19 protein-coding genes and 2 tRNA genes are annotated in these 18,146 nt (G+C 37.5%); 10 read left to right on the top strand and 11 right to left on the bottom strand.

What is annotated here, in order from left to right:
* Nucleotides 1–2 precede the first annotated feature (2 nt).
* Both O5635_RS08985 and O5635_RS08980 read left to right on the top strand, forming a co-directional pair.
* Nucleotides 3–1,085, top strand: a complete 1,083-nt coding sequence (locus O5635_RS08985; protein ID WP_052042723.1) for a CobW family GTP-binding protein — start codon at nucleotides 3–5, stop codon at nucleotides 1,083–1,085.
* Entirely contained in the window at nucleotides 1,076–2,632 is a 1,557-nt protein-coding gene (locus O5635_RS08980) for an ABC transporter permease (protein WP_420063652.1), read from the top strand. The genes O5635_RS08985 and O5635_RS08980 overlap by 10 nt, the downstream gene beginning before the upstream one ends.
* Here O5635_RS08980 and O5635_RS08975 read toward each other — a convergent pair.
* The 4 genes from O5635_RS08975 to O5635_RS08960 form a co-directional block, all read right to left on the bottom strand.
* Nucleotides 2,629–3,618, bottom strand: coding sequence for a lysylphosphatidylglycerol synthase domain-containing protein (locus O5635_RS08975; RefSeq protein WP_072013262.1), 990 nt, complete (start codon nucleotides 3,616–3,618; stop codon nucleotides 2,629–2,631). The two genes, O5635_RS08980 and O5635_RS08975, sit on opposite strands and share 4 nt — an antisense overlap.
* Nucleotides 3,615–4,847, bottom strand: coding sequence for a nickel pincer cofactor biosynthesis protein LarC (gene larC / locus O5635_RS08970; protein ID WP_036901208.1), 1,233 nt, complete (start codon nucleotides 4,845–4,847; stop codon nucleotides 3,615–3,617). Before larC ends, O5635_RS08975 begins: the two co-directional genes overlap by 4 nt.
* A gap of 147 nt (nucleotides 4,848–4,994) precedes the next feature.
* Entirely contained in the window at nucleotides 4,995–5,657 is a 663-nt protein-coding gene (locus tag O5635_RS08965; RefSeq protein WP_052042731.1) for a hypothetical protein, read from the bottom strand.
* Between the two features lie 63 nt (nucleotides 5,658–5,720).
* Entirely contained in the window at nucleotides 5,721–6,047 is a 327-nt protein-coding gene (locus O5635_RS08960) for a hypothetical protein (RefSeq protein ID WP_193742006.1), read from the bottom strand.
* A gap of 64 nt (nucleotides 6,048–6,111) precedes the next feature.
* Here O5635_RS08960 and xth point away from each other — a divergent pair, with 64 nt between their 5' ends.
* Nucleotides 6,112–6,945, top strand: coding sequence for an exodeoxyribonuclease III (xth, locus tag O5635_RS08955; RefSeq protein ID WP_036901210.1), 834 nt, complete (start codon nucleotides 6,112–6,114; stop codon nucleotides 6,943–6,945).
* 321 nt (nucleotides 6,946–7,266) lie between these two features.
* Complete coding sequence (hemL, locus tag O5635_RS08950; RefSeq protein ID WP_036901211.1) at nucleotides 7,267–8,565, top strand: glutamate-1-semialdehyde 2,1-aminomutase; 1,299 nt, start codon at nucleotides 7,267–7,269, stop codon at nucleotides 8,563–8,565.
* Between the two features lie 98 nt (nucleotides 8,566–8,663).
* Here the strand turns inward: hemL and O5635_RS08945 are convergent, their stop codons facing one another.
* From O5635_RS08945 to O5635_RS08925, 5 genes are all read right to left on the bottom strand, one after another.
* Nucleotides 8,664–9,467, bottom strand: a complete 804-nt coding sequence (locus O5635_RS08945) for a prohibitin family protein (RefSeq protein ID WP_036901212.1) — start codon at nucleotides 9,465–9,467, stop codon at nucleotides 8,664–8,666.
* 82 nt (nucleotides 9,468–9,549) lie between these two features.
* A complete protein-coding gene (locus O5635_RS08940) occupies nucleotides 9,550–9,759 on the bottom strand; it encodes a hypothetical protein (RefSeq protein ID WP_036901213.1) in 210 nt (69 codons plus the stop codon).
* 57 nt (nucleotides 9,760–9,816) lie between these two features.
* Nucleotides 9,817–10,314, bottom strand: a complete 498-nt coding sequence (locus tag O5635_RS08935; protein ID WP_036901214.1) for a YajQ family cyclic di-GMP-binding protein — start codon at nucleotides 10,312–10,314, stop codon at nucleotides 9,817–9,819.
* A 107-nt stretch (nucleotides 10,315–10,421) separates the two neighbouring features.
* Nucleotides 10,422–10,946 carry a DNA recombination-mediator protein A gene (locus O5635_RS08930; RefSeq protein WP_036901215.1) on the bottom strand — a complete coding sequence of 175 codons (525 nt, stop codon included), beginning with the start codon at nucleotides 10,944–10,946 and terminating at the stop codon, nucleotides 10,422–10,424.
* A gap of 33 nt (nucleotides 10,947–10,979) precedes the next feature.
* Complete coding sequence (locus O5635_RS08925; RefSeq protein WP_036901216.1) at nucleotides 10,980–12,071, bottom strand: phosphotransacetylase family protein; 1,092 nt, start codon at nucleotides 12,069–12,071, stop codon at nucleotides 10,980–10,982.
* 188 nt (nucleotides 12,072–12,259) lie between these two features.
* On the opposite strand from O5635_RS08925, the gene O5635_RS08920 reads away from it, so the two are divergent.
* A complete protein-coding gene (locus tag O5635_RS08920) occupies nucleotides 12,260–13,006 on the top strand; it encodes an SDR family oxidoreductase (protein ID WP_036901217.1) in 747 nt (248 codons plus the stop codon).
* A gap of 31 nt (nucleotides 13,007–13,037) precedes the next feature.
* On the opposite strand, the gene map is transcribed toward O5635_RS08920, so the two are convergent.
* Nucleotides 13,038–13,880 carry a type I methionyl aminopeptidase gene (gene map, locus O5635_RS08915; RefSeq protein ID WP_036901218.1) on the bottom strand — a complete coding sequence of 281 codons (843 nt, stop codon included), beginning with the start codon at nucleotides 13,878–13,880 and terminating at the stop codon, nucleotides 13,038–13,040.
* Nucleotides 13,881–14,275: 395 nt separating this feature from the next.
* Here map and rplS point away from each other — a divergent pair, with 395 nt between their 5' ends.
* The 5 genes from rplS (at nucleotide 14,276) to gltX (ending at nucleotide 16,813) form a co-directional block, all read left to right on the top strand.
* Nucleotides 14,276–14,767 carry a 50S ribosomal protein L19 gene (rplS, locus tag O5635_RS08910; protein ID WP_036901219.1) on the top strand — a complete coding sequence of 164 codons (492 nt, stop codon included), beginning with the start codon at nucleotides 14,276–14,278 and terminating at the stop codon, nucleotides 14,765–14,767.
* Between the two features lie 62 nt (nucleotides 14,768–14,829).
* Nucleotides 14,830–14,902, top strand: a tRNA-Trp gene (locus tag O5635_RS08905).
* Nucleotides 14,903–14,938: 36 nt separating this feature from the next.
* Complete coding sequence (locus O5635_RS08900) at nucleotides 14,939–15,127, top strand: hyperconserved protein Hcp (protein WP_006043540.1); 189 nt, start codon at nucleotides 14,939–14,941, stop codon at nucleotides 15,125–15,127.
* Between the two features lie 161 nt (nucleotides 15,128–15,288).
* Nucleotides 15,289–15,362, top strand: a tRNA-Asp gene (locus O5635_RS08895).
* A gap of 20 nt (nucleotides 15,363–15,382) precedes the next feature.
* Entirely contained in the window at nucleotides 15,383–16,813 is a 1,431-nt protein-coding gene (gene gltX / locus O5635_RS08890; protein WP_036901220.1) for a glutamate--tRNA ligase, read from the top strand.
* 2 nt (nucleotides 16,814–16,815) lie between these two features.
* Here gltX and O5635_RS08885 read toward each other — a convergent pair whose 3' ends face one another.
* Nucleotides 16,816–18,024: a cation:proton antiporter gene (locus tag O5635_RS08885; RefSeq protein ID WP_036901221.1), complete on the bottom strand. Its 1,209-nt coding sequence runs from the start codon at nucleotides 18,022–18,024 to the stop codon at nucleotides 16,816–16,818.
* Nucleotides 18,025–18,146 lie beyond the last annotated feature (122 nt).

Raw genomic sequence — 18,146 nt, 5'->3', positions numbered from 1 at the left:
GCATGAGTTCATTAAAAGAAAAATCCTTAGGAAAAGCTGAGGTCGTTGAAATTGACTCAAAAACCCTTCCAGTAACTATCCTCACAGGTTTTCTAGGAGCAGGGAAAACAACTTTGCTTAATCATATACTTAGCAACCAAAAAGGATTGAAGACTGCTGTTCTAGTAAATGAGTTTGGGGAGATTGGTATTGATAATGACTTAATCATTAAAACTGGAGAGGATATGATTGAATTAAGTAATGGCTGTATTTGTTGCTCAATAAATGGGGAACTTCTTAAGGCTGTAGAAAAAATCCTTTCAAAGAGGGACAGTGTTGATTATCTAATAGTAGAGACTACAGGGTTAGCAGATCCTTTACCTATTGCCATGACATTTCTTGGCAGTGAACTTAGAGACAGTACTCGTCTTGATTCAATTATTACTCTTATTGATGCTGAAAACTTTAACGATGAAATTACCACTAGCGAAATAGCAAGATCACAGGTGATTTATGGAGACATCTTGGTAATAAATAAATGTGATCTTGTAAAAGAAGAAAAAATTAATGAGCTTGAGAAAGAATTATCTGGCTTAAAAAAAGACGCTAGAATCTTAAAAAGTTCCAATGGAGTTGTACCGCTTGGATTACTCTTAAGTGTTGGACTTTTCGAATCAGACCGCCTTCACTTAGAGGGAACTTCTAACAAGCACGATCATGATAATTGTGATCATGATCACGGGATATGCAATCATGAGCATAGTCATAATAAGGATTCTCATAATCATCATGACAATGAAATTGAAGGATTTTCTTCTTTTTCATTTACGTCCGATGGTCCTTTCTCACTAAGAAAATTTCAGAATTTTCTGGACAATCAATTACCTTCAGAGGTCTTTAGAGCAAAAGGGATACTTTGGTTTAATGAAAGTGATAGAAAGCATATTTTTCACCTAGCAGGAAAGCGTTTTTCAATTGATGACAGCGAATGGATTGGAGAGCGCAAAAACCAAATTGTTTTAATTGGAAAATCAATGGATCGTAGGAAACTAAAACTACAATTAACAGCTTGTGTTGAATCTCATTCTGGGAAGGGATTTGCTTGAGCTCTTTTAATTCAAAATCAAAACAAGGAAGAGCCCTTTTAAATCTACTTGCGATTGTTCTTGCTTTTTTAATTTTATGGCCAATTTTCGGTCTTCTTGGCGAGGGAATAAATGGCATTAAAACAGGTGTTGTTCGCCTAGGACTTGATGGATTAAGTCAAATATGGGGGACTTTTCAACTTGTTTTATTTACTTCAATAGCTGGAGGTTTGCTCGGCACTATTAATGGGTGGCTTTTAGCAAACTGCAGATTTAATGGAAGGAAATTCCTTCGTATAGCTCAACTATTGCCTCTAGCAACTCCTGCATATTTACTTTCAGCAACGCTAATTGATCTAGGCAGCATAAATTCTCTACGAGTTCATGGCATGAGCTGGGGTGTCTTAATAATGGCTTTAACGACATATCCATATGTTTTTCTTTTAAGCACAGAAAGCTTTGCAAAATGTGGAAAGAATCAACTTGAAGCTTGCAGAAGTCTAGGGATTGGTCCTTGGAATGGTTTCATGAGCATTGCACTTCCGATGACACTGCCTGCTATAGGAGCAGGAATAGCACTTATGGGAATGGAAGTAATAAATGAACTTGGAGCAGTTGAATTACTAAATATCCCAAGCATTTCAGCTGGAATTATTGAAAATTGGATTACAGAAGGGAACCCTGCAGGAGCAATAGCTCTTGCCTTAATTGCGCTGGCCTTTGTAATGTTTCTAGTCGTATACGAAAAAATCCTAAGAAGAAAAAGCAGGAGATGGTCTGAAGATGTTGATGGAGCTGACTCTCCTACATGGGAATTGCAAGGTTATAGACAATTATTAGCTCAATGTATAACAATTACCCCTCCACTTTTCACTCTTGGTATTCCTTTAATATGGGTAGCAATTAACTTAGACCAAATTCAACAAGGATTAGATATAGAGCTTGTAGAACTATCAATTAGAAGTATTTGTTTGGGATTAATTTCTGCATCATTTGCGATGTTTGCAGCAATATTTCTGGGAATTGCTAAAAGATGGGAGTCAAATACATGGATGCAAAGTATTACTTTCCTTTCAGGTATTGGCTACGCTATACCAGGGGCTGTCTTGGCACTAGCCTTGCTTTCATTTGGAGGAGATCCATGGGGTTTCTCCCCTTTATTATTGTTACTCTGGGGTTATTCAACTAGGTTCTTAGCAGTAGGGAAAGGAGGAATAGATTCGGCATTTGAAAGAATTAACCCAAATATTGATGAAGCGGCAACTAGCCTAGGTTCACAATGGAAAGAAATTTTAAATAAGATACATTTACCATTGCTGAAAGGGCCTATTGCTGTTGGATTTTTATTAATTTTTGTAGATACATTAAAAGAGTTACCACTAACTTTTGTTTTAAGACCTTTTAATTTTGACACACTTTCCGTAAGAATTTTTCAATACGCTGGCGATGAAAGAATGGGTGAATCTATCATTCCTTCCTTGATTATACTCTCAGTGGGGCTAATAGCATCCATTGCACTAATACCAACGCTAGATTATAAAAATAAATCCCCCAAGATAGACAACTAATTCTCTCTTGAGATTCGACTAAATCGAGAAAAGAATCTTATGTTGCTACCTACTAGTGCAGCAAATAGATCAGCTAAGCTTGCAATTAACCGATAACAAAGCAAAACTGAAATAAGTGAAATCTCTGGGGCGCCACCTTTTACTAGTAAAAGAATAGAAGCTTCAAAAATACCTACACCTCCAGGGGCAGAAGGTACAGCAAGGCCTATTATCCAAGAGAGAGAAAATGCCGAAAGCCAACTAAAAGTTGTCAAACTATCCTGGATAGAAAATGCATATAAACAAAACCAGAACCCTCCAAAGCGCAATAAAATAAAAGCTAATTCTGCTAAGATTGCAATATAAGGGTAATTAGAGTGTTGTATAACACTTAGATTTGAAGATTGGGAAAAAGAAATTTCTTCATCTATTTTTTTGAAATCGGAAATCTTTAAGCTTTTCAATGAGGAAATAACTGGTCGTCTAAATTTCCGGGTAAGCAAAAGTAATGGGAAAAAGCAAATTATCATAGTCAAGAAATGAAGCCTATTAAAAGGTACCCAAAATAATGCTGCTATTATCATAAATAAAGGTTCTAATATAACTGAATAAAAAGCAGTTTCTAGACTCATATATTTCTTTAATGTTCTAAACCTCTCTAAAAAATGCCAAATACCTCCTGGTAAATATTTTAGAATGTTTGTAGTTAAAAATAGACTTATAAAATTAATATCTTTAGATTTATAGCCCAGCCATATTACAATCCTCTTCCATGCATATGCATTAACTATCAGACTTAGGAAACTTACAAAAAAACCAAATATCAAGAAGAGAAAAGAAGATTTAGGTATTGATTGTTGAGATAATTTACCAAAATTAGAATAAATTGAATATCCTATAAAAAGAAAAGAAAAAAATGTAATCCAAATTTTTAATCCACCAGGTAAATATACTTTTTTAAATAATTCTCTACAAATATGAATTACTTTTCTAAATTTATCAATCATATTTTCCATTCCTCTGTTGAAGAGAATGTTTCAGTTCTAAGAAAAAACTCATTACGAATCTCATCTATAGTTTTACCTGTCTTAGAGCTGATTCTAACCAATTCATCATGTTCAGGCTTAATAGTTAATTGACCATTAGGACGGCGAACTTGCTTTGCATTAATTTCACCAAAAGGAGTCAAGCAAACCCCTATCCTTCTAGGTAAAACCCAGCGACCTTCCAATGTTTCTCTAATTCCTATGGTGACTCCATGCAACAACCAAACCATTCTTAACTTATCCAAATCATTTTCTCTTACCAAAGCTATTACTGATATACCTTGCCGGCCTTTCTTCATATGAATAGGTTGAGAAACAACTTCAATTGCACCGGCAGCAACAAGTCGGCTCCTCAACATAGATATATCTTCTGGAGTGGCATCATCAATCCATGACTCTTGCTTATATATCTCTTGCCAAGCAAAATTTTGAATACTTGAATTAAATTTTTTGCATTCTTCCACTTCCAATAAGCACGCCCTTAATAAATTAGGCCTATCTAGTTTACGAGTCCCTAAACCAATACCTAGTGATTTAATACTCAAAGATTTAGGCCTAGAAAATGCATCAGCAAGTACTATCATCAATGCCAATCCCGTTGGTGTAGTTAACTCACCCAATGGTTCATCATCTTTGGAGGAAAGAATAATCTGATGGTTTTTGACTAGTTCTAAAACTGCAGGAACCGGAACTGGCAATTTACCATGCTCAGTTTGAACAAAACCCGAGCCTGCTGGTGGTGGAGTACAGCATATCCTCTCAGGAGCTAAATGTTCTATTGCAGCACAAACACCTATAACGTCAACCAAAGTATCTAATGACCCAATTTCATGAAATTCAACAAGCGCAATATCAATGCCATGAACAGATGATTCAGCATAAGCTAAGGCCTCAAAAACTTTCAGAGAATTCTGCTTTACAATTTCCTTTAAGGTAGAATCGACAATTAAATTCTTGATGTCAACCCACCTTCGATGATTTTTTTTAGTCTCATTGCTCTCCACCAATACTCGTTTTCCTCTGAGGCCAAAGCTTTTCCCTTCTTGAATTTTAAAACAAGACTTAGTTTCAATGCCTACAGCTGATAACGCACTTTCTATAACATTAAGGGGAACACCTAGGTCAACCAAGGACCCTAATAACATATCTCCTGCAAGGCCAGTAGGACAATCAAAAAAAAGTTGTTTCATTTTCTAATCAAATAAAGAGGGGCAAGTATTTCATTACAAAAGTGTCAACTGTTTAATCTAATTACCCCAGAATAAGAATAGCAGTTATTAAAAAAAACCTTTTTCGAAATGCAGAGTAACAAGTCCTAGAGACATTAAAAAAAGATTTCATTCAATCTTCTTTCGTTTATACAAATACGAACTCTTACTTTTATTCTTTCCACCTCTAGTAGATATGGGGGCTATAGTTTCATAATTCTCTAAGTGCAAAAATTGTCCAATACGTCTCACCTCTAAACTTACAAAATTTCTTAAGCTATCTAGTGGAATGCTTCCTTTTAATCTTAGCTTAAATGGGAGTGGCCTGGTTCCATTCAACCTTGATTTTTGCCGTACTTTAATAACTAAGTCATTACTTTCAGGTTTTGTATATATCAATTCTCCCCTTATCGAAAAATAATTATCGCCTTCTTTCACACTGTCTAAAACTTCGGTCGATTCTTTAGCTTGATTTTTTAAATCAGGTTGGTCTTCGCATTTTGAGTTCAAAGTGCTTGGTTCCCAAATACCACTTATTTGGAAATGCAAATGATCTGAATCTCTACATCTGGGGTATACGACCCACAGATGCGGTTTGTCCATAGGTATATGTCTTTTCATTAGAGTCATAACTCTCCCTAAAACAACAGCTTCTAATTCTTCTCCAGCAGAATCAACAAGATTTCCACGTGTAAAACAATTTCCATCAACTGGTTTATACATCCCTCTAACAAGCCCTATGGCTCGATATTGCAAAGGCTCGGTAACCGGTGGAATTGGATGATCTCTCATAAATAGTCTTTATCCGACCATCTCAAAATCTAGCCAAAATCTGAATAGTTGCTAATAAAAATTTCAATTTACAGGGGGTATAACCAAGTTGTCTTGTTCTTGACTATTGAAATTATGAATGGCTTCATCAAGTGCATCAGTAGGATTTGTGGCATCATCCATAGCTGTTGCTCTTCTAATAGCATTCATTAAATCCATTGGGCCTGAAGGCAAATCAGGCTTATTTGGATCGTCAAAGTCAGTATGAGCATTCCTTTCGGGCTCAAGACTATTGAAGCCAGCTAAATGAAAGGATTTATTTCTAAGCAAGGTGTTTTGCACGCCAACTAAAGCAAGTATTGGAAGAAGGGTATAAAAAATACGAAAAAAATATCGCGTAGGAGACTTCATCAGTTCAAACATTAATCGAATAAATATAGCTAGATTATAGCAATATATTTATGAACATTCTCTAGTGCTGATTTCTACTTGGAACGTCAACTCAGTTAGAACACGAATCAATCAAATTGAATCCTTCCTAGAAGAGGTGAAACCTGATTTATTATGCCTCCAAGAAACAAAGGTTGAAGATAAATTTTTCCCAAGAGAATCTTTTGAGAAAAATGGTTATAATGTTAGTTTTTATGGTCAAAAATCATATAATGGGGTTGCATTAATAAGCAAAATTCCACAAGAAGATATTCGCTTTGGGTTTATTGGTGAACTTGCAAATTCCTCCGAAATTAAACATTTTGATGAACAAAAAAGAATTATAAGTGCTTCATTAAATGGTATTAGATTCGTCAATGTATATGTACCTAATGGCTCTTCTTTAAATTCTGAAAAATACATTTATAAACTGAAATGGCTTGAGTTGCTAAAAAAATATCTTGCTTATCAGTCAAAAAGAGAAGAGCCTTTATGTCTTCTAGGTGATTTCAATATTGCTCTTGAAGATAAAGATATCCACAGTCCTGAAAGATTATCAGGGGGTATTATGGCAAGTGAACCTGAAAGGAAAGCTCTAAAATATATATTAAAGGAAAGGCTAGAAGATATATTTAGAATTTTTGAACAAAATACAAACCACTGGAGTTGGTGGGATTACCGTAGTGGCGCATGGGATCGAGACAAAGGCTGGAGGATTGATCATATATACCTATCAAGTGAACTTGTTGATAATGTCAAAAGTTGCGTAATTCACAAAAAAACTCGAGGCAACATTAAACCAAGTGACCATGCGCCAGTAATTGTCGATATCAATTGGCCTCCAGATGAAATTTATGATGAAGATGATCATTTTCTATAACAACCAATCAATAATTGAAAATATCAAAGCTTTAAAGCCACACATCAATTCTTGTTAAGCAAATTGTGAAGATCTATTTTCAAATCCCCACACTATTTGCAACATCTTACGTAATGTTTTTTAAAGCCTTTTAAAACCAATGGATTTCCTCTAAGAGTGCTGCTACAGCAAGGTTTACCTTCCTGCCTAGTGCAATAATATTTTTTTAACAATAGACAAATCACCCTATGGGATTTAGAACAAACAAACATTTACGAGACGAATTGGGCTGTTTTGAGCCATTATGGCGAACTGTCTTAGCAGCCCATTAGATTAGTTGCCGTGACAAACGCTTTTAACACAAATCTTTCCCAGGCAGTTTTTAACGCTGCTCAAGAACTAATGCCTGGTGGTGTCAGCTCTCCTGTTAGGGCTTTCAAATCAGTCAATGGTGATCCGATTGTCTTTGACAGGGTAAAAGGTGCTTATGCTTGGGATATTGATGGAAATCGCTTCATTGACTATGTCGGAAGCTGGGGGCCAGCCATCTGCGGCCATTCTCACCCTGAGGTTATAGCCGCCCTGCAAGAAGCCTTAGAGAAAGGCACAAGCTTCGGAGCTCCTTGCGCATTGGAAAACAAGCTCGCCGAAATGGTCATAGAAGCTTTGCCAAGCGTAGAGATGGTTCGTTTTGTCAATAGTGGTACAGAAGCTTGCATGTCTGTATTAAGGCTTATCAGAGCTTTTACTGGAAGAGACAAAATAATCAAATTTGAAGGTTGTTATCACGGCCATGCAGATATGTTCCTGGTCAAAGCAGGATCAGGCGTTGCAACCCTTGGACTGCCTGATTCTCCCGGTGTACCAAGAAGTACAACTTCAAACACTCTTACAGCCCCTTACAACGATTTAGAGGCCGTTAAGGAACTATTTGCAGAAAACCCTGATGCTATAGCGGGCGTAATCCTCGAACCTGTTGTTGGCAATGCTGGCTTCATACCCCCAGAGCCAGGTTTCCTAGAAGGCCTAAGAGAACTAACAAAAGAAAATGGTTCTCTTTTGGTTTTTGATGAAGTTATGACTGGGTTCAGGATTAGTTATGGAGGTGCGCAAGGAAGGTTCGGAGTCAAGCCTGACCTAACTACTATGGGCAAAGTTATTGGTGGTGGTCTGCCTGTAGGGGCTTATGGAGGCAGGAAAGAAATCATGTCAATGGTTGCCCCTGCAGGGCCAATGTACCAAGCAGGAACACTCAGTGGGAATCCACTTGCAATGACAGCAGGGATAAAAACCCTAGAACTTTTGAAACAAGAAGGAATCTACGAAAAACTAGAAAATCTTTCTCAAAGATTAATTAATGGTATTTGTGAAGCAGCAAAGCAAGCTGGGCTTCCTATTTCCGGGAGCTGTATTGGCGGAATGTTTGGTTTTTATCTATGTGAAGGGCCAGTGAGAAACTTCCAAGAAGCAAAACAAACTGATTCCGAACGTTTTGGAAGGCTGCACAGATCAATGCTTGAAAAAGGTATTTATTTAGCTCCAAGTGCTTTTGAAGCTGGATTCACATCACTAGCCCACTCAGAAGATGATATAGAAACAACGATCAAAGCTTTCCAAGAGACTTTTCAAGAAATTGCATGAAAGACTAGTTAGCAATTAATTAGCTATCTGTGCTTGCACCTTTTTAAAAGGATGCAAGCACAGATAGCTAATTAATCATTTTGAATGAGAGATAATTATTATTTTCTCCCACCAACAATTACAGGCGGAGTGGATCCTTTATTTCCAGGCAATGAAGGGACAACTTGAGTTCTACCATCCCACTTATCTAAGAACAATTTAAATAAGACCTGATCATCCAAGCTTCTAGTAAGAGTTTCATATCTAAGCGCTTCTTGTTCAGCAATCTTCACCTCTGTTTGAGCTTTAAGTAACTGCTGCTCAGCAATTTGCTTTTGCTCAATAGCAGCTTTATATTCATCAGCTATTTTCAAGTTTGTTAAGTCTAGTGCTTGTACACTTACATAATCAAACTTGCTAAGTTCTTCAGAAACAGTCTTCTCTACTAATTCAGAAATATCACTCCATTGACTGGCAATTGTAACCAGCTCATATTGAGAGAAGACCGATTTCAAAGCCTTTAATAAAGAAGGCTTTATGATTTTTGAATAAACTTCTCTATCACTGTAAGTAATTGTTCGAAAAACTCGACCAGCTTCACTTGCTTTCAAAGCATATTTGACAGTTGCATTTGCATCTATAACCTGCAAATCCTTAGTAAGAGAGCTAAATTTTTCATCTTGTACCTGCGTCCTAACATCAAAAGGGTAAAAAGACTGTACAAAAGGAACCTTAAAATTCAAACCTGCTCGCCTAGAGCCTCCACTGACTTTCCCAAGAGTTGTAACTACAGCAACTTGACCTGCAGGAACAATGAATAAAGCTTGAGTAAGCAGCAAAATCCCTGTAAATGAAAGGATAAGCATTAGAGTTGCTGCCCCACCTGATCCCCCAGGCGTGACATTGCGGATAGGAGTAGTCATAGTTTTTTTAAGATACTTAAAGGATATCTTTAACTGAGAGTTTGTGTGATGTTTTTCAGACTAAGCAAGCAATTCAAATAAATTATTTCTCTAGTTGGGCTCTGACACTCTTAAGCACTTCTAAATATAGATCTTCATCAATACCCCTAATGTCATATTCAAAAGGCATGGATCCATTACAATATTCATGTACAATCATCCAACAATTTTTCTCCAAATCATTAGGCTTAGAAGTTAAAGAAAGGACTTTTTTCGTTAACTTATCAATTAATTTTTCTTGACTTAAGCTCATAAAAAATCCTTTTTGCAAATTAGTCTTAAGTAGGGTAATTATTTTTCATTCACTGACTTACCTATAATTCTCAAACTGCAAAGGGACCTCAAGGTCAGATTCTTTTTTACGGAAATATTCTATCGCTAATTGTAATTCATCTTTACTCTTGCCAGTTATTCTCAGACTATTTCCTTGAATAGAAGCTGTTACTTTCTTTAATTCATTTCTAATTTCTTTACTTAGTTTTTTTGCAAGTTCCTTAGAAAGTCCTCTTTTTAAATGTACAACTTGTCGAACTTTATTTCCAGAAGAGCTTTCTGCGGGTTGAAAATCGAAAATCTTTAAAGAAAGCTTTCTTTTTGTTGTTTTCTGGAGAAGTACCGTTTCAACTGATTGCAAAGTCATATCACTGGCAGTTGTGATAATTATTTTCTCTTCCTCAAGGACAATTTCAGTATTTGAATCTTTTAAATCATATCTTTGACTAATTTCTCTTCGTAATTGATCAATTACATTAACCAATTCTTGATGGTCGAAATCTGAAACGACATCAAAAGAATAAGTGGCGGCCATAGGGTCTATGCACTTCGTATTAGATTATAAAAAAGTGCATTGGATTTCCAACAAGTTATATATAAAAAAGTATTTTTTAATTTTTCAAGCCATCTCTAAATTCCAATTCAATCAAAAAATAACAAGCTAACTACTTTTCCCATATCCTCCGCACTATGGCAACTATTTAAAAGCGTCTCACTGTCATGAAAAGCCAGGCAAATCAATTGATCGCATTTACTTATTATTTCTTGATTGCACAAACTGCTTGCCATAGGCAAAGAAAGATCATCATTATCCCCCTTCTCAACCAAATGCAAAACAAGACTGAGTAGCTCTCTTATCTCTGGGGTTTGCCTATCAAGACTCTGAGGGAGTAATACAGTTAACAATGAAGGATCGACTTCTAAAACTGCTCTAATAACTGCAGCGTTAACACCTTGCGAGCCAGAAGTAATTAAAGTATGTCCCTCTTGGGCTAAAGAACGAGCTATTAATTCAACAAGATGAATTGCCACTACAGGAACATGCCTGCTCCCAAGGATAGCTATTCTTCTTTTCCCTTTATCTTGCAATAAAGCTAATTCTTGGGCAAGCGTATCAATCCGCCCAAGAGCTGGTAAATCGAGGGAGCGACTCAAGGGCTTCCTCATGAAATTAAAAAGAAATTAGCGGCATTCATTGGTTTATAAACTAATTCCAATGGCTTCCATAAAACGACTCAACTCACAATGTTCTTGAACCAAACGAAATGCGTAATTAGCTTTCACTGACTCATGAAGTCTTACATGTCCAAAAGCTTGTTCAATAACTTCTACAGTTGAGAGTGTATCTGTATCTACTTTCAACAAAGGTACTTCTAGCTCTTCAGCTCTATTAATCAATTGGGGCAATGGCTCTCCTGCTCCAGTAAGAATCAAGCATTGGGTAGACGCTTCCAAAGCAGCTAGCTGTATATCAGTTCTATCAGCACCTGTAACTACTGCCATGTTGCGTCTCTTACGAAAGAACTCCATAGCAGAATTAACATTCATCGCACCAATTGTTAAAGTTTCGACCATTAATTCCAGCCTATCTTCGCAGCATATAACTCTTGCGTGAAGACGTCTTACTAACTCCTCGACAGTCACACTTCTAAGCAAAGGCGAACGTGGCATTACTCCAAAGACATCAAATCCTAAGGAATTCAAAGTAGGTATAACCCTGGCTTTAAGCGATTGCAAATCATCTGGGGTGACTGCATTCAAAACAACTCCAGCAAGATTTTCACCAAGTTGCTCTTTTGCTGCTAAAAGTGCATCAACACTTCTACTATCTTCCCAAAGATGAACAAGTAAAACCCTTGCATTTAGGGCCTTTGCAACTTGTCCAAGACTCAACCCAAACAGTAATCCCTCATGAAGGCTGCCTGCCGCTTCAAGAATATTTAAACCCTCAAAAGCATTCTCTAATTGATCTTGTATTAATTTAAAGCCTTCCCCAGGTTCAAGAGTTGATTCTTGTAATCGTTTTTCTGCAGTTTCTGCTGCTACTAAATGAACAGAAGGAATCAATTGTTCTTGAGTTAATCCAAGTATGGAGCCTACAAAACGAACATCATCATCGATAAGTTTTTCAGGCTCTGAATGAGTTCCTAGCTCAAACTCAAAGCTAGTAGCAAGTGGCTTTCCAAAACGAATGTCCTTTCCAGAATCCTTTAAATATTTTGCAATACCAAGAACTAAAGCCGATTTTCCGCTAAACGGCTCACAAGACCCAATAATTAAGGTCTTACCCATTACCGAGTTTCCTTACTATTAAAATTATTATCTAAAAATTTTAGTCTGCATTAAAACTTTTAGAAGTGTTTTTAAAAAAAATACTTTGGTATCAAGAATTAGCGACTAGTCTTGATCAAGCTAAACGATGCTCAAAATTTCTCTATTTTGGTTTCCCATAACTAAAACTCGTTATTTATGAACTAATTATGGAAAGTTTGTCTAGTCCTGGTGTGGCTTCTACTCGAAATTGGGAAAATCGACGCGTAGGAATTACAGGAGTTGGAGGCAGCCTTGGTTGCTCCTTATCAAAAAAACTTAGATCGCAAGGAGCTTTGGTTATAGGTTTAAGCCACAAATCCATTAAAAATAAAGACAATTCTGCCAATTCTCCTAACGAATGGGTTCAGTGGAAATGTGGTCAAGAAGAAAAGCTAGACGGTATTTTTAAAACGTTAGACGTCCTAATACTGAATCATGGAATCAATCCAGGCGGAAGCATTAGCTCATCAGCGCTACATGAGGCTCTTGAAGTAAACGCTCTAAGCACCTGGAGGCTTATGGAGCGATTCGAAAAAATCGCTGAAAACAGCCCTAATCCTGAGTCCAAAAAAGAACTTTGGGTAAACACCTCTGAGGCTGAAATTCAACCTGCACTTAGTCCAAGCTATGAAATAAGTAAAAGATTAATTGGGCAAATTGTCAGCCTAAAATGGCATTCAGCAAAACCTAAAGAACGTTCTAATTTAAAAATTCGCAAACTAATTCTTGGCCCATTTCGATCAAAGCTAAACCCCCTTGGTATAATGAACTCAGATTTTGTAGCGAATCAAATTCTCAATCAAGCAAGGCTTAATTTAAATTTAATAATAGTCACACCAAATCCTATAACTTACTTTTTATGTCCTTTAAATGAACTAATTAGAACTATCTACATAAGCTTGACTAAAAAATAATGATTTATAAAATTCAAATTCTTAGTAAAAACTAAACCTGTCTATCAGTAAGAATTTCATAACCATTAGCAGTTACTAAAATAGTGTGCTCCCATTGAGCTGATAGATTTCCATCTTTCGTAATTACAGTCCAACCATCTTTAAGCGTTCTGCAATATTTCTCCCCAGCATTAAGTATTGGTTCTACAGCAAGAGTCATTCCTGGACGTAATTTTATATTTGGCAATTCATTAGTCCTAAAATTAAATACTGATGGTTCCTCATGAAGATTCCTACCCACTCCATGACCTGTGTAGTCTTCAACAACGCTAAATCCATTAGCCTTTACATGATCTTCAATTGCACCGGCGATATCTAGAAGCGTATTGTCTGGTTTTATTTGAGCAAGACCAGCCATTAGAGACTCGTGAGCAACTCTACTTAATTTTCTTGCCTCTTCTGAAACATCCCCTACGCAAATAGTAATGCAACTGTCACCGTGATATCCCTCAAAATAAGCACCAGTATCCACTTTCAATAAATCGCCAGAGTTAATTATTTTCTTAGGGCTTGGTATCCCATGAACTACTTCATTGTTAACGCTTGAGCAAATACTCGCAGGAAACCCATGGTATCCCTTAAAGCTAGGCACAGCTCCCATTTGTCTTATTCTTTCTTCTGCATATTGATCTAGATCTGTGGTGGTTTGTCCAGGCTGAACCATCTCATTAATTTCTCTAAGGACAGTTGCAACAATTCTGCTTGCCTCCCTCATGATTTCAATTTCTTTAGCTGATTTGATTTCCACTCCTCTTCTCTTCTGAATAACAGGGCCTTGAGTATTGCTCCTGCCTAAAGAACCCGTCGAAAGTAAATCTGCAAATAGCTTGTTCATATTGAAACCAAAAAGATTGTGCGTGAGCAAACCTTCTTTGAAGAAAGGATGCTTAGTAATAACTTCAAGCTACCAATAATTATTGGATAAATTCTAAAAATTAAAGATGAGCTGGATAAAGGATTCTAACCAATCAATTAATTATATAAAGCAATGAGTCAAGCATCCTTTGTTTCAGCTTGTTAGATAGCTATAAGGCAAAATTCTCAAGGGTGATGAGCTAGCCGCCTTTATGGAGCAAGAATATTCAATGGTCACCAATGGATTGAGATGGTATACAAAGGGAGTATTTAAGTTTTAAAAAATCTAAACATAAAGAAAAAAAGCCAAATCTAAAAAAGAACTCTTTGCGAAGAGTTACAATAGTTTTTCGGCAAATAATTACAAAAAGCGTGATGACGTCTGAATTAGAAAATACCTCTCCAATCGAGGAAAAAAGCAAAGATGGGACAAAGGGTTCCGATGAGGCGATTGCAACTAAAGACAAGCCTGCTAAATCTTCTGCAAAGAAAAAAACATTGCTAAAAAGCTCTAAACCCTATGACCTCATTAGAGAATTTGAGCTAGCTCAGCAAAAAAATAAACTCCCTGATGTTTATGTTGGTGACACGGTAAAAGTAGGTGTACGCATAAGCGAAGGTAATAAAGAGCGTGTTCAGCCCTATGAAGGAGTTGTAATCGCTAAAAGGCATGGGGGGCTTAATCAGACAATTACAGTAAGACGTATTTTTCAAGGAGTTGGGGTCGAAAGGGTTTTTATGGTACATAGCCCACAAGTAGCCTCAATTAAAGTCGAGCGTCGCGGTAAAGTTAGAAGGGCGAAGCTTTTCTATCTGCGTGAACGAGTTGGCAAAGCCACTCGCGTCAAGCAGCGCTTTGATCGCTGAGGTCTCGACCTCGTTCAATCCAAATACCAAAATCACCACTTTGGTACTAGGGCAACTACAATGCGCCGTTAGTTCAGTTGGTAGAACGCAGGTCTCCAAAACCTGATGTCGGGGGTTCAAGTCCTCCACGGCGCGTTCGATCACCCCTAAAGCAGTTTCTTTGTTCTGAGAATGGAGTTAGATCTACAACCTGGAGATGTTGTTAAAGTCCTTGAGTCAGCAGCTCTTGGCTGGGTTAGGGCACGTGTTATTCGAGTCAAGTCTGGCGGCAGAGTTGTTGTCCAAAGTGATCAAGGGCGCGAATTCACTGCACGGGGAAACCAAGTCAGACTTATAGAGCCGGCAGGTTTTCGACCCTGACCCTCAAAAAATCAGTCAATCTTGAACTTCTATAAAGAAGTTAAAAACTTAAAATTCCTCTTAGCAAATTTGACGAGGGGCATGTTCTAGATTGATACTTCTTTGGTTACTCTGAAGAATTAGGCTAACTCTTCTTAGAGTTTTTAAAAGCCTTATCCCTTGGGACCGTAGTTCAACTGGTTAGAGCACCGCCCTGTCACGGCGGAAGTTGCGGGTTCGAATCCCGTCGGTCCCGTATCCAGATTTTAAAGAGCATTGACTGTAAGAGTTAGACTTGCGCCCAGCCCAACAGGGACTCTTCATATAGGGACAGCAAGAACTGCTTTATTTAATTGGTTATTTGCAAAAAACAACAACGGTAGTTTTTTAATTCGTATAGAAGATACCGATAAAGAACGATCTAAAGATGAATATACCCAAAACATACTTGCAGGTCTCTCATGGTTAGGGATCAGTTGGGACGAAGAACCCTTAATTCAAAGCAAACGTATCGATTCCCATCAAGAAGCCATCAATTTATTAATTAAGAAAGGTCTTGCTTATAGGTGCTTCACAAGCGAAAAAGAGCTTGAACAAATGAGAGAATCTCAAAAGGCACATAATCAAGCCCCAAGGTATGACAATCGTCATAGGAACTTAAGTGAAGTAAAGAAAGCTCAGTTCATCTCCGAAGGCCGAACCTCTGTTGTTCGTTTCAAAATTGATGATGATGAACTCATTGAATGGAATGATCTGGTTAGAGGGCCTATGCGATGGAGAGGGAAAGACCTTGGTGGAGATATGGTTATATCTAGAAGAGCCCCCGCAAATCAAATTGGAGACCCCCTATACAACCTAGTTGTAGTAATAGATGATTCCTATATGGAGATCAGTCATGTCATAAGGGGAGAGGACCATATTGCCAATACTGCCAAGCAGATTCTTCTTTACAAAGCTCTAAAATTATCTATCCCCAACTTTGCCCATACTCCTCTAATACTTAATGAAGAAGGACGAAAACTTTCCAAAAGAGATGGTGTTACTTCAATAAATGACTTTAGGACTATGGGTTACACCTCAGAAGCAATGGCGAACTACATGACATTGCTGGGGTGGTCTGTGCCCGAAGGGATGTCAGAGCAATTCACTCTTGAAGAGGCATCAAAAGTATTCAATTTTAACCGTGTAAATAAAGCAGGAGCAAAATTTGATTGGGAAAAGCTAAAGTGGCTTAATTCACAAGTAATTCATAATTGGCCATCTAAATTAATACTTAAAGAGATTGAACCATTACTGCAAGAAAAAGGATGGGTTTTGCCTAATCAAAGTTGGGCTAATGAGCTAGTAGAATTAATAAAGCCATCTATTACTTTGCTCAAAGATAGTATTGATCAATGTCAATTCTTTTTTGAAAAGCCTTACCTCCAAGAAGATGCTATTGAACAATTAGCAATAGAAGGTGCCAAAGAATCTTTGCAATTACTCTTACAAAAAATAGAATCTGAAACATTCAAAGAATTAAGTCACGCAAAAGCCAAAGCATTAATAAATGAAGTTGCCACAAATGGAGGGTTTAAAAAAGGTTTAATCATGAAAAGTCTTAGAGCAGCTTTATTAGGATCTTTGAAAGGTCCAGATCTAATATCTTCCTGGGTTTTACTTTCTAAAATGAATAAAGACCTAAAAAGAATAAGAGAAGCTATATAGGCCTAAAGAGACTGATCTTCTTCTGCTAAAAGTCCTAAGCCTTTTGCTAAAGGTTTAGCTGTAAGTCCTTGGATCCCAACAGTCATCAAAATCGTTAAAAAGACCAACCCTTGTAAACGACCAGCCCCTAATACACCTGCCTGCTCTAAACGAATAGAGAACAAAGAAGCAACTGCGGCTGTAACTATGCCTCTAGGCGCCAACCAACCAAGAAATAGCCTTTGCCTGAAATCCAAAGGGAGTCCTATGGTCGCAACACTTACAGCTGCAGGTCTAACAATTAACATCAAAACCATTACGCAGCTAATACCTCCCCATCCCAAAGGACTTAACTCACGCCAGGACACATCTGCCGCTAGAAGAGGGAAAAGCATTGTTATTGCTAATTGAGCCAACTCTCTAATTAATTCGTCTAACTGATCTATTTCAACTGAAGGTCTTCTACCAACTATAAATCCTGCAGCCACGGAGGCTGGCAAGCCAGACTCAGGCAAAAGCCATTCACAAAAACCATATATTAAAAACACGATCCCAAGTGTTAATTGCAGTCTGATTCCTAAAGAAGAGTCTGTTTTAATCCTCTTTAAGCCTTCTGCAAGAACCCAGCCTCCACTTACTCCTACGACTACTCCACCCCCAACTCTTGTTAAAAATCCAAAAGCGACTTCTCTCAAACCATGTAAATTGCCTAAAACTAGCTCTAAAAGCAGCAAAGCCAAAACAGCACCTATTGGTTCAAGTATTAAACCTTCTGCTTCAAGAACATCTCCCAAAGGGGGTGCAAGACGAATTTGTTGAACTAAAGGAGTCACAACCGTAGGTCCTGTAGCTAAAACTATTGCGCTATAAACCCCTGAAAGCGACCACCCCAAACCTGCTAAAAAATGTGCAGTAACTAATACAGCAGCAAAAGAAACAAAAAGCCTTATAAGGGAAATTCTAAAAACAGTGGATTTAATTGTTTCTCCAGGTATACGAAGATTTAGGCCCCCATCAAAAAGAACAAGACTAACTAATAATCCAACAATTGTTTCGAGACCTTGGCCTAAATCAAGTGGTTCAACCAGTCCTAGGCCTGACCTACCAATAAGGAGTCCCGATAAAAGCAATAAAACAACTACAGGGAGACCTGTCAGCAAAGAAAGAAGCCTTGCACCAGCACCAGCAAAAACGGTGATGCCCCAAAGGAGACCTAGCCGTTCAGGTGTCATAAAAAGAAAATGCTGGTTTTATTTTGCTCATTTCAAATTAATGTCCTTGAGCAAATTGAATGACTTTTACGCCAAATAATATGCAAAAAATTGTTTTTGAATATTCTCTCAAAGAGAATGGT

This window comes from Prochlorococcus marinus str. MIT 0919 (assembly GCF_027359375.1).
Taxonomy (GTDB): Bacteria; Cyanobacteriota; Cyanobacteriia; order PCC-6307; family Cyanobiaceae; genus Prochlorococcus_D.
This window is presented reverse-complemented; position numbering and strand designations above follow the sequence as displayed.

Bases quoted from the DNA above. Each gene is read 5' to 3' on its own strand.
- O5635_RS08985 (WP_052042723.1), top strand. From the start codon at position 3: ATGAGTTCATTAAAAGAAAAATCCTTAGGAAAAGCTGAGGTCGTTGAA.
- O5635_RS08975 (WP_072013262.1), bottom strand. From the start codon at position 3,618: ATGATTGATAAATTTAGAAAAGTAATTCATATTTGTAGAGAATTATTT.
- larC (WP_036901208.1), bottom strand. From the start codon at position 4,847: ATGAAACAACTTTTTTTTGATTGTCCTACTGGCCTTGCAGGAGATATG.
- O5635_RS08965 (WP_052042731.1), bottom strand. From the start codon at position 5,657: ATGAGAGATCATCCAATTCCACCGGTTACCGAGCCTTTGCAATATCGA.
- O5635_RS08960 (WP_193742006.1), bottom strand. From the start codon at position 6,047: ATGAAGTCTCCTACGCGATATTTTTTTCGTATTTTTTATACCCTTCTT.
- O5635_RS08945 (WP_036901212.1), bottom strand. From the start codon at position 9,467: ATGACTACTCCTATCCGCAATGTCACGCCTGGGGGATCAGGTGGGGCA.
- O5635_RS08940 (WP_036901213.1), bottom strand. From the start codon at position 9,759: ATGAGCTTAAGTCAAGAAAAATTAATTGATAAGTTAACGAAAAAAGTC.
- O5635_RS08935 (WP_036901214.1), bottom strand. From the start codon at position 10,314: ATGGCCGCCACTTATTCTTTTGATGTCGTTTCAGATTTCGACCATCAA.
- O5635_RS08930 (WP_036901215.1), bottom strand. From the start codon at position 10,946: ATGAGGAAGCCCTTGAGTCGCTCCCTCGATTTACCAGCTCTTGGGCGG.
- O5635_RS08925 (WP_036901216.1), bottom strand. From the start codon at position 12,071: ATGGGTAAGACCTTAATTATTGGGTCTTGTGAGCCGTTTAGCGGAAAA.
- O5635_RS08920 (WP_036901217.1), top strand. From the start codon at position 12,260: ATGGAAAGTTTGTCTAGTCCTGGTGTGGCTTCTACTCGAAATTGGGAA.
- map (WP_036901218.1), bottom strand. From the start codon at position 13,880: ATGAACAAGCTATTTGCAGATTTACTTTCGACGGGTTCTTTAGGCAGG.
- rplS (WP_036901219.1), top strand. From the start codon at position 14,276: ATGACGTCTGAATTAGAAAATACCTCTCCAATCGAGGAAAAAAGCAAA.
- O5635_RS08900 (WP_006043540.1), top strand. From the start codon at position 14,939: ATGGAGTTAGATCTACAACCTGGAGATGTTGTTAAAGTCCTTGAGTCA.
- O5635_RS08885 (WP_036901221.1), bottom strand. From the start codon at position 18,024: ATGACACCTGAACGGCTAGGTCTCCTTTGGGGCATCACCGTTTTTGCT.